Here is a 14,091-nt window from a genome sequence, read left to right as displayed (position 1 = left end):
TCTCATTATAATACAGAATCAGGTTGTTTGTCCAGCATACGAAGGAATGGATACCAGATCAATCCAACAATCACCATATCCACTAACTGAAGGACACCACCTAAAATGGAATTGGTTGCTAGCATTCCGCTAAAGAATACGGGTACCGTCCAAGGAACTGCCACTCCTGTTGGAGCTGGAACAATTCCTACTGCCATCACAGTATAGTTAAACGCAGTCACAACAATCGGTGCTAAAACCCATGGAATCAGAATAGTCGCATTCAAAACGATTGGCAAGCCAAAGATAACTGGTTCATTGACATTGAATAGCCCCGCACCAAGAGCAAGTCGTCCAACGTCCTTATACATTTTCTTTTTCAGAATAAAAGCCATAATGATAACTACAGCTAGCGTCATCCCAGAACCACCTAAACCAACAGTAAATGTTTCCATAAATGATTTGGAAATAATGTGTGGCAAATGCTTGCCAGCCTGATAAGCCTCTAAGTTATCCAACATCAATGTATTCCAAATTGGATCCATGACAGAATTAACAAGAATTTGTCCATGAAGTCCAAAGAACCATAAAAATTGAACAAAGAAGATTGCCACTAAAGTTGCCCAGATACTACTTCCCAAGCCAACTAGCGGCGTTTGAATAACCTTATAAATAATATCATGAAGATTTGCATTGAAAAATCCTGTCAAACCAGCATTGACAAACAAGAATATGGAAAGAGTCAATACGGCAGGAATCAAAGCCGCAAACGACTTGGCTACTGCAGGCGGAACGCTGTCTGGCATTTTAATCTGCCAACCTTTTTTCGTTGCCCAGCAGTAGATTTCCGCTGCCAAAAATGCAACCAGCATGCCAAGGAACATCCCTTTAGCCCCTAAACGGTCTAAACTCAATACGCCTGAAATTTTTTCACCTTTTTCTGACATGGTATAAAAAGGTGTCAAGAGAAGAAAGCTAGAAAAGGAAACGGCTCCTCCAAAGATTCCCTCTACATCATAAGATTTTGATAAATAATAGCCAATACCAAACGTTACAAACACTGTCATAATAGACATTGTTGCACTTTGACCGCTACCAAACAGATTAGATAAAGTTGCTTTCGTTGCATCATTAAAAAATGGCAAATTGTTAAATACTACTACGATTGAGCCAAACATCGTTAATGGAAAGGAGAGCATAAAAGCATCCCGTAAAACAGCCAAATAACGATTGGAAGCGAGCTTGTTTGCCAATGGCAACAACTTATCACCGATTTGATCTAGAAACTTGTTCATCAATCTTCCCTCTTTTTCTTTTTTTGATACTCTAACTATACTATATTTTTTGTAAAATGTCTATACTTTTTTAATAAAAGATTGACTTTTTTCTAAAAAAGTATAGAATTATATTATAGAGAATTTTTTAAAGGAGAAAATATATGACATTTCTAACATTTCCAAAGGGATTTTTCTGGGGGACTGCTTCCAGCGGTCCGCAAACAGAAGGGCGTTTTGAGGGGGACGGAAAGGGAGAGAATATCTGGGACTATTGGTACGATAAAGAGCCCGAAAAATTCTTCAATCATATTGGCCCAGATAAAGCTTCTTATAATTATCAGTATTACAAAGAAGATGTGCAATTGATGAAAGCAACAGGGCATAATTCTTTCCGCACTTCTATCCAATGGAGTCGCCTAATCCCTGAAGGCGTTGGTGCTGTTAATCCAAAAGCTGTGGATTTTTACAACTCATTCATTGATGAACTGATTGCAAATGGTATTGAGCCATTTATCAACTTGTACCATTTTGACATGCCAATGGCACTGCAAGAAAAAGGCGGTTGGCTCAATCGGGAAACGGTTGATGCTTATGTAAATTTCGCAAAAACCTGCTTTGAGTTATTTGGAGACCGTGTCAAATATTGGTTTACACATAACGAGCCGATTGTCCCTGTTGAAGGTGGCTACCTCTATAACTTCCATTATCCTAACGAAGTCAACATGAAACACGCTGTTCAAGTGGCTTTTTATGAAATGCTCGCCAGTAGCTTAGCTGTCAAAGCCTATCATGAAAACCAAGACGGAAAAATCGGGATCATCCTTAACTTAACTCCAAGCTATCCGCGTGATGAAAACAATCCCGAAGATGTCAAAGCTGCTCAGATTGCGGATGCTTTCTTTAACCGCTCTTTCTTAGATCCTGCTATCAAGGGCGAATATCCGGCTGACTTGATTGCCCTTATTAAGGAATTAGACATGGTGCCAGAACACACAAGTAAGGATTTGCAGACTATTAAAGAAAACACCATTGATTTGCTTGGTGTCAATTATTACCAGCCACGTCGGGTTAAAGCAAAAGAAAATCCTGCCGGTAAAGATCCGCAGAATCCTATGCCAGATGATTTCTTTGACTACTACGATATGCCGAATAAAAAAATGAACCCTTATCGCGGTTGGGAAATCTATGAAAAAGGGATTTACGATATTATGATTAACGTTCGTGATAACTACGGTAATATTCCTTGCTACATCTCAGAAAATGGTATGGGCGTTGAAGGTGAGGAGCGCTATATCAATGCCAATGGTCAAATCGAGGACGATTACCGTATTTACTTTATCAAAGATCATCTCCGTTACCTTCATCAAGCAATTAACGAAGGAGCTAACTGCCTTGGTTATCATCTCTGGACCTGTATGGACAATTGGTCCTGGTGCAATGCCTATAAAAATCGCTATGGACTTATTGCCGTTGACCTAGACCAACAAGGTAAACGAACGATTAAAAAATCGGGTTATTTCTTTAAAGAACTGTCTGACAAAAACGGTTTTGAAGATTGAATTTAGCAAAACTCCCCAAGGTATCGGAACCCTTGGGGAGTTTGAGTTATCTTAAAAATAAAAAATAAACCTATAACATGTAACTAGTTTGCACAAATGTTATAAGTTTATTCTTAGGAGGTTTAGCAATAAATTATTTTTCTTCTAGCTTTTTATATAATTCAAGCATTTCTAATGCCACTTCACGTAATGTCATCGTTGTCATCAAATGGTCTTGTGCATGAACCATGATAATCTCGATCTTAATCTCAACACCACTTGCATAATCTTGCAACAATTTCGTTTGCGCGTGATGCGCTTCAACCAACTCTGTATTCGCAGCTTCCAATTTTTGAGAGGCTTCATCGTAGTGACCAAGACGCATCACTGCAAATGCTTCGTGTACTGTTGCACGCGCCGTTCCACTATGAAGAATGATTTCAAACGCTGCTACTTGTAATTCTTCTGTATTCATAAAACCCTCTTTATAGATTGTCCGTTACCACTTTGGCTAAGGCTGCGACCCCTGTTGGGATAGGCACATAGGCTTGAGGCGGAATTTGAACAACTGGGCGTCCAACTCTTTCACCGAGGTCAGCAAATTGTTTGAAATACATTCTTGTTTGAGGACTAATTAAATAAAGATCAAACGCTGCAGATTCAATCACTTTATTTCCTTCTGTTGCACCAATTGCTTCAACGGTAATGTCTTGTCCTTGACCTTGAAGGTATTCAGTTGTCTTTTTTGCCATAAGAGAGGAAGACATCCCTGCCGCACAGATAATTAACGCTTTTGCCATGAAAATTCTCCTTAAAATATTGTATATTAGGTAATTTTTTATTAACGAATTACCTATCATTGATATTAGTATAGCACAGTTTTTGTTAAATGTCTAGTCTTTTATATATAAAGATTATACTTTTCAAAAAATTTAATAACAAAAAACTCTTTCCGGTCAAATTTTGACTAGAAAGAGTCCCTATTGCAATTTATCGTTTGTCATTTCCTTTACGCATATTCTGCGTCTTCATCAAATTGACTATTGTAAAGATCAGCATAGAAGCCGTTTTGTTCCATCAATTGTTCGTGATTGCCTTGTTCAATGATATTGCCATCTCGCATAACCAAAATTAAGTCAGCATTACGAATCGTTGACAAACGGTGAGCAATGACAAAGGAAGTCCGTCCTTCCATTAGTTTATCCATCGCTTTTTGAATCAGCTCTTCCGTCCGTGTATCAACAGATGAAGTCGCTTCGTCCAAGATAAGCAATGGAGCATCCTTAAGAAGGGCACGCGCAATGGTTAGCAATTGCTTTTGCCCAACAGAGAGGCTCACAGTATCGTCCAGCACCGTATCATATCCTTTTGGCAAAGTCTTAATGAAGTGATGAACCCCAACAGCTTTGGCAGCTGCCACAACTGCTTCGTCAGAAATATTTTTCTGATTGTAAATCAAATTTTCCTTAATCGTTCCCTCAAATAACCAAGTGTCTTGAAGAACCATGGAGAAGGCATCATGTACCTCAGAGCGTTTCATTTGCTTCGTATCAATACCATCAATCGTAATCCGCCCTTTCTCAATCTCATAGAATTTCATCAGCAAATTGACGATCGTCGTCTTCCCAGCACCGGTCGGACCGACAATGGCAATCTTTTGCCCTGCTTTTGCATTGGCAGAAAAATCATGAATAATCGTTCGATCTGGATTGTAACCAAAGAATACATTATCAAAGGCAACATCGCCTTTTAAGGTCGTGAGTTGTTGCGCCTTGTGCTCATCGTTTTCCATTTCAGGCTCTGCTAAAAATTCAAACACGCGTCCCATAGCAGCGCTAGCTTGTTGAAGAGTGGTAATCCCTTGCGCAATTTGTGACAACGGTTGAGAGAAAGTCCGTACATACACCATAAAGGCAACAATCGTTCCCATAGTGACATCGCCATTCAAGGCCATGCTCGCTCCAACCAAAACAACCATAACGTAACCGAAGTTCCCTACAAACATCATAAGCGGCATCATAATCCCTGAAATAAATTGGGATTTCCACATGCTGTTGTAAAGATTCGTATTGAGCGTTTGAAAGGCTGCTTTAGATTCCTCTGCGGCATTGTAGCTGACAATGACATTATGCCCAGAGTACATTTCTTCTACATAGCCATTAACGCTGGCAAGATTTTCTTGTTGTGCTCGAAAAAATCGTTGAGATTTGCCCATAATCAAAGCAACAAAGACAAAGCCAATCAAGACTGAGCCAATCGTTACAAAGGAAAGGATGACATTGTTGTAAAACATCATAAAGAGAACAGCAATAAGAAGTAAACTTGAGGATATGACTGCTCCTAAACTTTGGTTCAAAGACTGTCCGACCGTATCCACGTCATTGGTGACCCGTGAAAGAGTATCCCCTTGAGAATGGCTGTCAAAATACCGCAATGGTAATTTATTGATTTTTTCAGCAATAGCAGTCCGCAAACGCTTGGAGAAATGCTGAATAACAGATGAAATGATAAAAGATTGAACGTAATTTAACAAAGCACCTGCTGCATACAAAATCGCTAGGAAAAGAGCAATGTTGGAGATTGCTTTCAAATCAATCTGACTTCGCATTCCCTCTGTGATAAGGTTGGTAATTTCTTTTAATTTGTCCGGTCCATAAACTGTAATAATACTAGACACTGCCGCTCCCACAAATGCAATGAGCAATGGAAGCTGAAAACCTTTGAGATAAGGTTTCACTTGGCTAAATAAAGATGATTTTTTATTTTCCATTTTCCAATTCCTCCTTTGATAATTGTGAGTAAGCAATTTCTTGGTAAACTGCGTTCGTTGCCAGCAATTCTTTATGAGTACCCTGACCGACTACTTTTCCTTTATCCAGTACCAAAATCTGATCAGCATCCATAATCGTTGAAATCCGCTGCGCCACAATCAATCTGGTTGTGTCCTTCACTTTTTTCGCTAATTCTTCCCGCAAAATGCGGTCTGTCTTATAGTCCAACGCTGAAAATGAATCATCAAAAATCAAAATTTCAGGCTTGCGAGCAAGCGCACGCGCAATTGCCAAACGTTGCTTTTGCCCACCAGAGAAATTCGTACCGTTTTGTGCGACCTCTGAGTGCAGACCACCTTCTTTTTCTTCAACAAATGATTTCGCTTGTGCCAAGTCCAACGCAGACCACATTTTTTCATCATCCAATGGACTTTCATTGCTTTGTCCAAAGTCCAAATTACTCTTTATATCACCAGAGAAGAGGACAGCTTTTTGTGGAATGTAGCCAACTTTATTATGCAAATCTTCTAGCTGATAATCTTTGACGTTTACGCCGTCTACTAAAATTCTTCCTTCTGTCACATCATAAAAACGAGGAATTAAGCTAATTAGAGTAGATTTCCCAGAACCGGTTGAACCAATGAAAGCTACGGTTTCACCTGCTTTTGCTGTAAAGCTGACATGCTCAATGACAGCCTCAGAGTTTTTAGCATAGCGGAAAGACACATTGTCAAATACCACTTCTCCTTTAATATCTTTAGCTTCTTTAGGGTGTTCTGGAGACTCAATCGTTGAATATAATTCAAGTACTTCATTGATCCGCCCAGCAGATACCAAGGTACGAGGTAGAATGATAAAAAGAGCCGCCATGAGCATGAAGCCCATTACCACTTGCATGGCATAAGACATAAAGACTACCATATCACTAAAGATAGGCAAGCGCTCTGGTAAAGCTGCATCTTGAATCAAGTAAGCCCCAATCCAATAAATCGCTAAAGTCAATCCGCTCGAAATCCCCATCATAATTGGATTTAAAATTGCCATGAGACGACTGACAAAGAGATTCAAACGAGTCACTTCATCATTGGCTCCTGCAAACTTGTCATCTTGATAGTCTTCAGCATTGTAAGCCCGAACAACACGAATCCCTGTTAGACTTTCACGCGTAATACTGTTCAACTTATCAGTCAACCGTTGAATAACAGATTGCTTTGGAAAGGCCAACGTCATCAGAACTGTTGTCATGATAATATTCACAATAACCGCCACAATAACCGCCCAGAGCCAGTATTCTGATTTCCCAATGATTTTCGTAATCGCCCAAATCGCCATGATTGGCCCACGCGTCACAACTTGCAAGCCCATGGTAATCATGATCTGAATTTGCGTAAGATCGTTGGTTGTCCGCGTCAAAAGACTCGGAATAGAGAATCGCTTAATCTCAGCGTCTGAATAATCCAGCACACGATTGAAAATATCTGACCGCAAACTCGTTGTAAAGCTAGCCGCCAATCTAGCCGCAATAAAGCCAACTGCTACTGCACTTAGAAAGCTCGCAAAAGATAAGCCAATCATTTTCAAACCTGGATTCCACAGGTCAGAAACTACTGTCCCTCTCGTCTGTAGGAGTTCCGTAATTTTTGAAATATAAGTTGGAACCTCTAATTCCAAATAAACTGTTAAACAAGTAAACAAGATACTAATGACAATCATCCCTACTTCTTTAGCAGTTAAACGTTTAAATAATTTAAACATTCGTTTCTCCTTCTTCTAATTTTTCAATATTCTGGTAAAATTTTCCCATTACCTGAAAAAAAATGACCAGATCCTCTTCTGAAACGCCAGCTAATAGACAACGATCCATTTCATCAAAGAAATCACGAATTTTATCCATGCGTTCTTTTGATTCCGGCGTCAAACGAATAATCTTAGCGCGTTTATCGGTCTCACTCACTTCCAGATAAATCAAGCCATTTTTCACCATCCGCTTCATTAAATTACTGGCAACGGACTTAGTAATGCCCAACTCCTGCTCAATATCTTTAATAAAGGTCATCTTGTCACAATCTTCGCGGTGGTTCACAAAATGCAATACCTGCCCCTGTGGACCCGCCATAAATTCAATTCCTCGCTCTTTGGCAATCTTTTGAATCATAAGATGCGTTTTTCGCCCAAATCGCTTGAATTCCAATAATGGTTTTTCCATTTTGACTTCCTTTCAAATAGTTCTCTAGAGAACCAAATGATTTTCATGAGAACTATTTTACTATATTCTAAGCGAATGTCAAGGAAAAAGTTTCTATGAGAACTAATTTTCAAACAAATTAAAACTCAACTCTATAAAAGCTGAGTCGTCAGATTATTAAATCAAAATCCCTTCCAAATGATCCAGTTCATGCTGACAGATTTGTGCGGGAAAATCTTTCAAAGTCAGTGTTTGCTTTTGCCAATGCTGATCCAAATAGTCAACTGTAATTTCCTTATAACGAGTCGTCAAACGACTACCCGCAAGTGACAAACAGGATTCTTCCGCTCGGTAAGGAGATAACTTCCTTTTCAAAATAGGATTGAACATGATAACAGGCACCATACCATACATAAAAATAATAACTTGTTTCTGAACTCCAATCATATTGGCTGCCATTCCGACACACTTATCTTGATTTGCTTTTAAGGTATCAAACAAATCTTGTCCAATTCCGACATCTTCTTTGCTTGCTAGTTGTGCTTTTTGCTGCAAAAACAACATATCTTTTACAATTGATTTAATCATTTCTTCCTCATCAAAAAAAGAGCAAGCTCATTCCATATTCGCTCACTTGCTCTCAATTACTCAATTATCCTTTGGCTTTTTCACTGACTTTTTTAGCTAAGACAAAATTTCCAAGTGTTGCTGATCCATTTCCTGCAACAGCTGGCGTCACAATGTAATCACGCACATCTGGAACAGGCAGATAACCATTCAACAAAACTGTGAACTTTTCACGAACACGGTCCAACATGTGCTGTTGCGCCATAACACCTCCACCAAAGACAATCACATCAGGGCGGAATGTCACCGTTGCTTGAATTGCTGCTTGCGCAATGTAGTAGGCTTGAATATCCCAAACAGAGCTGTTTAGTTCAATATTTTCACCTCGAATGCCTGTCCGAGCCTCTAAACTAGGTCCAGCAGCCAGCCCTTCTAAACAGCCGTTATGGAAAGGACAAACCCCATTAAATTCTTTCTCTACATCCATCGGGTGTTTCGCAACATAATAATGCCCCATTTCAGGATGACCTGTTCCACCAACAAATTCACCACGTTGAATAGCACCAGCACCAATACCTGTTCCAATCGTATAATAAACCAAATTTTCAATACGACCACCAGCATTGTTTCGTGCTACTATTTCACCGTACGCAGAGCTATTAACATCTGTCGTAAAGAAAATCGGCACATTCAATGCACGCCGCAAAGTACCAACAATATCAACATTTGCCCAGTGTGGCTTGGGTGTAGTTGTAATAAAACCATATGTTTTTGAATTTGGATCAATATCAATCGGTCCAAAAGAACCAATTGCCAATCCCGTCAAATTCTCAAAGCGTGAGAAAAATGCAATTGTTTTATCCAATGTTTCAATCGGTGTAGTCGTTGGAAATTGTGTTTTCTCAACCACTTCAAAATTGTCGCCACCAACTGCACAAACAAATTTTGTACCACCAGCCTCTAAGCTTCCATACAATTTTGTCATTTCAAAACCTCTTTTAATTTTGTTTTCTTCTCTATTCATTATAGCATATCCTCGTATGACTTCTGAGTAAAAATCTTACTTTTTCTTCTCTTTTTCAAAGAAAAGGGAGTGGGAAAGAACCGGAAAAAGTTCGTTTCCCACCCCGCACAGTTGATTGACAACTTTGAGACGTGAAGCGAGCAAAGAAAACAATCAACCGCTGTGTTAATGTGTTTTGTTAACTAAAAGTGAAGAAGCTGAACTTTTTGTTCAGCCTCTTATCACATTACAAGGTTAGGCTTTCAGCTCAATCACAGCATCGCCTTTCGCTACTACACCTTCTGCAACAGGAATAACAGAAGCATAATCAGCTGTGTTGGTAACAATCACCATAGTTGTGTCATCCAGACCAGTAGCTGCGATTTTAGCAGTGTCAAAGGTTCCAAGAACATCGCCAGCTTTCACCTTATCACCTTGAGCAACTTTTTGATCAAATCCGTCACCGTTCATAGAAACTGTGTCAATACCTACGTGAATCAAGATTTCAGCACCATTTGCCGTTTTCAAGCCGTAAGCGTGACCAGTTTCAAATGCAATTGTCACTTCTGCATCCGCAGGAGCATACACAACACCTTCACTAGGTTTTACCGCAACTCCTTGTCCCATAGCACCGCTAGAGAATACTGGGTCATTGACATCTTTCAAGTCAACCATTTGACCAACGATTGGAGAAACAATTGTTTCATCAGAAAGGACTGGTGCGGCTGCTTCATTAGCTTCTACTACTTCTTTTGCTTCAGTCACTTCTTCTTCAGCATCTTTGTAACCAAATGCGTAAGTCAAACCAAATCCAAGACCAGTAGTTACAAGTACCATGAAGATATATTGAAGAACTTGCCCATTCAGATAGAGAAGTGTACCTGGGATAATAGTAATACCAAATCCAGTACCAGCAAGTCCAAGAATAGAAGCTAACCAACCACCAGCAGCACCGGCAACAAGACCAAGTACAAATGGTTTACCATAACGTAAGTTTACCCCGAAAATAGCTGGTTCAGTAATTCCAAGACCTGCAGAGAGAGCAGCTGGGAATGCAAGAGCTTTTAGTTTTTTAGATTTTGTTTTTACACCAACTGCAAGAGTTGCACCCGCTTGGGCAGTCATAGCAGCCGTGATGATCGCATTAAAGGCATCTTTTCCTTCATTTGCAATCAATTGCGCTTCTAGTAAGTTGAAGATATGGTGAACACCTGTTACCACGATAAGCTGATGCACACCACCAAGGATGAGACCTGCTAAGCCAAACGGTAAGGCAAGAATAGCTTTTGTTGCAGCAAGAATGACATTTTCAAGTGAGTGGAAGATCGGACCAATGACAAAGAGTCCAAGAACTGACATCACAAGGAAGGTCAAGAATGGCACAACGAGCAAATCAAGCACATCTGGAATTTTCTTATGCAACCATTTTTCAAGTTTCGCACCAAGTAATCCAATGAAGAAGGCTGGCAATACTGAGTTTTGATAACCAACTACTGGAATGAAACCAAAGAACATGATTGGCTTTGCAGCACCAGAAGCTACATCCCATGCATTTGGAAGAGCTGTATTGACCAACATCAAACCAAGTACAATACCAATAACTGGATTACCACCGAATACACGGAAAGCTGACCAAGAAATCAAAGCCGGGAAGAAGGCAAAGGCTGTATCTGTCAACACAACTGTGTAAGTATAGAAGTCTGATGCAGCGAATGCTTTTGAAGTTGTGCCAAATAACCCAAGAATTGTATCGTTATTAATCGCACCACGAATCCCCATGAAGAGACCTGTTGCTACGATTGCTGGCAGGATTGGCACAAATACGTCACCAAATGTACGAACGGCACGTTGGAACCAATTCCCCTTTTTAGCTGCTTCTGCTTTTTGTTCACCAGTTGAAGACGTAGGCAAACCAAGTGCTACCACTTCATCATAGATTTTATTCACTGTACCAGTACCAAAGATAATTTGATATTGACCTGAGTTAAAGAAAGCTCCCTGAACCTTTTCAAGATTCTCAACTCTGTCTTTATCAATCTTAGCTTCATCTTTGACCATGACACGCAGACGGGTCGCACAGTGAGCAACACTACTTACATTGTCACGTCCGCCAATGGCCTCAATGACTGCTTTTGCAATGTCCTTATTTTCCATTTGCATCTCCTTATTGAAAATAATTAAAATTTATGAAAGCGATTTAATCGCTCCTACGACTATTATTTTAACATGATTTCAAAATATGTCAAGCGTTTTGCAGAAATTTAATTTTTTTCTATTAAAAAGTTGATTTTTTCAGAGAAAACGTTTACTATATAAGTAAGAAAACTATCTCGGAGGACAAAAGATTGGCTTGGACAACCGAACAACGCTACAAACGCTATGAACAATGGACTGAAAACGAAATCCAACAGATAAAAGAAAAAATTGCTGCATCACCTTGGCGTGCTGCCTACCACGTAGAGCCTGATACGGGGCTTTTGAATGACCCAAATGGTTTTTCCTATTTTGACGGAAAATGGATTGCCTTCTATCAAAATTTTCCATTTGGTGCAACTCATGGGCTCAAGTCTTGGGTACAGCTTGAAAGTGATGACCTCGTACACTTCACAGAAACCGGTGTTCGTGTTCTGCCAGACACCCCATTAGACAGTCACGGTGCTTACTCTGGCTCTGCCATGCAGTTTGACGACAAACTTTTCCTATTCTATACTGGGAATGTCCGTGATGAGAATTGGGTTCGTCACCCTTACCAAATCGGTGCTTTGCTGGACAAAGACGGACATATTCAAAAACTAAACAAGATCTTGATTGAACAACCTAAGGATACTACAGATCATTTTCGTGATCCTCAGATTTTTAACTACCACGGACAATTTTATGCCATTGTTGGGGGACAAAACCTTGACAAAAAAGGCTATATCAAGCTTTATAAAGCGGTTGACAATGACTATACAAACTGGGAAGAAGTCGGTAATTTACACTTTGAAAATGATAACACCGCCTACATGATGGAGTGCCCAAATCTTGTCTTTATTGATGAGAAGCCTGTTTTGCTCTACTGTCCTCAAGGTTTATCAAAAGAAATTGTCCCTTATGACAATATTTATCCAAATATGTATAAAATAGGTCAATCGTTTGACACAAAGAAAGTAGCAATTGTTGAACCTAGTCCTCTGCAAAATTTAGATTATGGATTTGAATGCTACGCCACTCAAGCTTTCAATGCTCCAGATGGCCGTGCCTTAGCTGTCAGCTGGCTGGGTTTGCCAGATATCGCTTATCCATCTGACCGTTTCGACCACCAAGGAACATTCTCTTTGGTCAAAGAATTAACCCTAAAAGACGGTAAACTCTATCAATACCCTGTCCCAGCTATCACATCCTTACGCACAGATAATATCCAAACGTTTGCTAACCAAGCGCAAACAAAGAACTGCTATGAATTAGAACTAGAATTTACAACTGATTCACAAACTGAGATCGTCCTTTTTGCAGATCAAGAGCATAAGGGGCTACGCATTTGCTTTGACATCAAAAATGGTCAAGTAACAGTTGACCGTAGTCAAGCCGGTGAGCAATACGCTCTTGAATTTGGTACCGTTCGTAGTTGTACGATTGAAAACCAAGCTACAACCGCTACTATCTTCATTGATAAGTCAGTTTTTGAAATTTTTATTAACAAAGGAGAAAAAGTATTTTCAGGCCGCGTTTTCCCTCATGAAAACCAAAACGGTATTTTTATCAGCGAGGGAAATCCAACTGGAACTTACTATGAGTTAGATTATGGTCGCGAAGTTAACTGATGTTGCAAAAATTGCTGGGGTCAGCCCAACCACTGTGTCTCGTGTAATTAACAAAAAAGGTTACCTCTCAGAAAAAACGATTACAAAAGTCAATGAGGCCATGCGCGAGTTGGGATACAAGCCCAATAATCTCGCTCGTGGCTTACAAGGAAAATCCGCTAAGCTGATTGGACTGATTTTCCCAAATATCAGTCACGTCTTTTATGCCGAACTCATTGACAAATTAGAACATGAGTTATTCAAAAGAGGCTACAAGACAATCATCTGCAATAGCGAGCACAATTCAAGTAAGGAAAAAGAGTATCTGGAGATGCTAGAAGCCAATCAAGTGGATGGCATTATCTCAGGCAGCCACAACTTAGGCATCTCTGATTATGACCGTGTAACAGCTCCCATTATCTCTTTTGACCGCAACTTATCCCCTTCCATTCCTGTTGTATCTTCGGACAACTATGCTGGTGGTGTCTTGGCTGCAGAAACCTTGGTCAAATCCGGTGCCCAAAATATCATTATGATTACCGGAAATGATAATTCAAACTCCCCGACAGGTCTCCGCCATGCAGGTTTTGCTTCCATTCTACCTGATGCACCAATTATCAATGTATCAAGTGACTTCTCTCCTATTCGCAAAGAAATGGAAATCAAAAATATTTTAAAACATAGAGAGCCTGATGCCATTTTTGCTTCAGATGATCTGACAGCCATTTTAATCATGAAAGTCGCTCAAGAATTGGAAATCAAAATTCCAGAGGAGCTAAAAGTCATTGGCTACGACGGAACTTATTTTGTAGAAAACTACTATCCCCAACTAGCCACTATACAGCAACCATTGAAAGATATAGCTTGTTTGCTGGTAGATTTGTTGCTCCGAAAAATTGCTGGTGAAGAAGTTGTGACAACCGGCTACTTTCTTCCCGTGCACCTCTCTTCAGGAAAGAGTATTTAATTCTGTAAGATAGTGAAAACCC

At 39.8% G+C, this 14,091-nt stretch carries 12 protein-coding genes; 3 read left to right on the top strand and 9 right to left on the bottom strand.

Going from position 1 to position 14,091, the window contains the following annotated elements:
- Positions 1–5: 5 nt before the first annotated feature.
- Positions 6–1,274 carry a PTS cellobiose transporter subunit IIC gene (gene celB, locus HMPREF3249_RS02770; RefSeq protein WP_049534423.1) on the bottom strand — a complete coding sequence of 423 codons (1,269 nt, stop codon included), beginning with the start codon at positions 1,272–1,274 and terminating at the stop codon, positions 6–8.
- A 143-nt stretch (positions 1,275–1,417) separates the two neighbouring features.
- Here celB and HMPREF3249_RS02765 point away from each other — a divergent pair, with 143 nt between their 5' ends.
- Positions 1,418–2,815, top strand: a complete 1,398-nt coding sequence (locus HMPREF3249_RS02765) for a glycoside hydrolase family 1 protein (RefSeq protein WP_003027414.1) — start codon at positions 1,418–1,420, stop codon at positions 2,813–2,815.
- Between the two features lie 133 nt (positions 2,816–2,948).
- Here the strand turns inward: HMPREF3249_RS02765 and HMPREF3249_RS02760 are convergent, their stop codons facing one another.
- The 8 genes from HMPREF3249_RS02760 to HMPREF3249_RS02725 all read right to left on the bottom strand — a co-directional run bounded on the left by HMPREF3249_RS02760 (position 2,949) and on the right by HMPREF3249_RS02725 (position 11,474).
- Complete coding sequence (locus HMPREF3249_RS02760) at positions 2,949–3,269, bottom strand: PTS cellobiose transporter subunit IIA (RefSeq protein WP_003027417.1); 321 nt, start codon at positions 3,267–3,269, stop codon at positions 2,949–2,951.
- A 10-nt stretch (positions 3,270–3,279) separates the two neighbouring features.
- A complete protein-coding gene (locus tag HMPREF3249_RS02755) occupies positions 3,280–3,594 on the bottom strand; it encodes a PTS cellobiose transporter subunit IIB (RefSeq protein WP_022525145.1) in 315 nt (104 codons plus the stop codon).
- A 209-nt stretch (positions 3,595–3,803) separates the two neighbouring features.
- Positions 3,804–5,564, bottom strand: a complete 1,761-nt coding sequence (locus tag HMPREF3249_RS02750; protein WP_003027423.1) for an ABC transporter ATP-binding protein — start codon at positions 5,562–5,564, stop codon at positions 3,804–3,806.
- Positions 5,554–7,320 (bottom strand): ABC transporter ATP-binding protein, encoded by a 1,767-nt coding sequence (locus HMPREF3249_RS02745; RefSeq protein WP_059221457.1) that lies wholly within the window; start codon positions 7,318–7,320, stop codon positions 5,554–5,556. Before HMPREF3249_RS02745 ends, HMPREF3249_RS02750 begins: the two co-directional genes overlap by 11 nt.
- On the bottom strand, positions 7,313–7,771 hold the full coding sequence (locus HMPREF3249_RS02740) for a MarR family winged helix-turn-helix transcriptional regulator (RefSeq protein WP_004224071.1): 459 nt from the start codon (positions 7,769–7,771) through the stop codon (positions 7,313–7,315). Before HMPREF3249_RS02740 ends, HMPREF3249_RS02745 begins: the two co-directional genes overlap by 8 nt.
- 156 nt (positions 7,772–7,927) lie before the next feature.
- A complete protein-coding gene (locus tag HMPREF3249_RS02735; RefSeq protein ID WP_059221459.1) occupies positions 7,928–8,338 on the bottom strand; it encodes a peptide deformylase in 411 nt (136 codons plus the stop codon).
- 64 nt (positions 8,339–8,402) lie between these two features.
- On the bottom strand, positions 8,403–9,302 hold the full coding sequence (gene scrK / locus HMPREF3249_RS02730) for a fructokinase ScrK (RefSeq protein WP_059221692.1): 900 nt from the start codon (positions 9,300–9,302) through the stop codon (positions 8,403–8,405).
- Between the two features lie 273 nt (positions 9,303–9,575).
- Positions 9,576–11,474: a sucrose-specific PTS transporter subunit IIBC gene (locus tag HMPREF3249_RS02725; RefSeq protein WP_070867482.1), complete on the bottom strand. Its 1,899-nt coding sequence runs from the start codon at positions 11,472–11,474 to the stop codon at positions 9,576–9,578.
- 191 nt (positions 11,475–11,665) lie between these two features.
- Between HMPREF3249_RS02725 and HMPREF3249_RS02720 the strand changes: the two genes are divergently transcribed.
- On the top strand, positions 11,666–13,123 hold the full coding sequence (locus tag HMPREF3249_RS02720) for a sucrose-6-phosphate hydrolase (protein WP_003039426.1): 1,458 nt from the start codon (positions 11,666–11,668) through the stop codon (positions 13,121–13,123).
- On the top strand, positions 13,104–14,069 hold the full coding sequence (locus HMPREF3249_RS02715; protein ID WP_059221463.1) for a LacI family DNA-binding transcriptional regulator: 966 nt from the start codon (positions 13,104–13,106) through the stop codon (positions 14,067–14,069). The genes HMPREF3249_RS02720 and HMPREF3249_RS02715 overlap by 20 nt, the downstream gene beginning before the upstream one ends.
- The last annotated feature ends 22 nt before the right edge of the window (positions 14,070–14,091 follow it).

This window comes from Streptococcus sp. HMSC36C04 (assembly GCF_001839535.1).
GTDB classification, from domain to species: Bacteria; Bacillota; Bacilli; order Lactobacillales; family Streptococcaceae; genus Streptococcus; species Streptococcus hominis.
This window is presented reverse-complemented; position numbering and strand designations above follow the sequence as displayed.

Excerpts from the sequence above, each read along its gene's own strand:
- HMPREF3249_RS02750 (WP_003027423.1), bottom strand. The coding sequence starts at position 5,564 with ATGGAAAATAAAAAATCATCTTTATTTAGCCAAGTGAAACCTTATCTC.
- HMPREF3249_RS02745 (WP_059221457.1), bottom strand. The coding sequence starts at position 7,320 with ATGTTTAAATTATTTAAACGTTTAACTGCTAAAGAAGTAGGGATGATT.
- HMPREF3249_RS02755 (WP_022525145.1), bottom strand. The coding sequence starts at position 3,594 with ATGGCAAAAGCGTTAATTATCTGTGCGGCAGGGATGTCTTCCTCTCTT.
- HMPREF3249_RS02765 (WP_003027414.1), top strand. The coding sequence starts at position 1,418 with ATGACATTTCTAACATTTCCAAAGGGATTTTTCTGGGGGACTGCTTCC.
- HMPREF3249_RS02715 (WP_059221463.1), top strand. The coding sequence starts at position 13,104 with ATGGTCGCGAAGTTAACTGATGTTGCAAAAATTGCTGGGGTCAGCCCA.
- HMPREF3249_RS02725 (WP_070867482.1), bottom strand. The coding sequence starts at position 11,474 with ATGGAAAATAAGGACATTGCAAAAGCAGTCATTGAGGCCATTGGCGGA.
- celB (WP_049534423.1), bottom strand. The coding sequence starts at position 1,274 with ATGAACAAGTTTCTAGATCAAATCGGTGATAAGTTGTTGCCATTGGCA.
- HMPREF3249_RS02735 (WP_059221459.1), bottom strand. The coding sequence starts at position 8,338 with ATGATTAAATCAATTGTAAAAGATATGTTGTTTTTGCAGCAAAAAGCA.
- scrK (WP_059221692.1), bottom strand. The coding sequence starts at position 9,302 with ATGACAAAATTGTATGGAAGCTTAGAGGCTGGTGGTACAAAATTTGTT.
- HMPREF3249_RS02760 (WP_003027417.1), bottom strand. The coding sequence starts at position 3,269 with ATGAATACAGAAGAATTACAAGTAGCAGCGTTTGAAATCATTCTTCAT.
- HMPREF3249_RS02740 (WP_004224071.1), bottom strand. The coding sequence starts at position 7,771 with ATGGAAAAACCATTATTGGAATTCAAGCGATTTGGGCGAAAAACGCAT.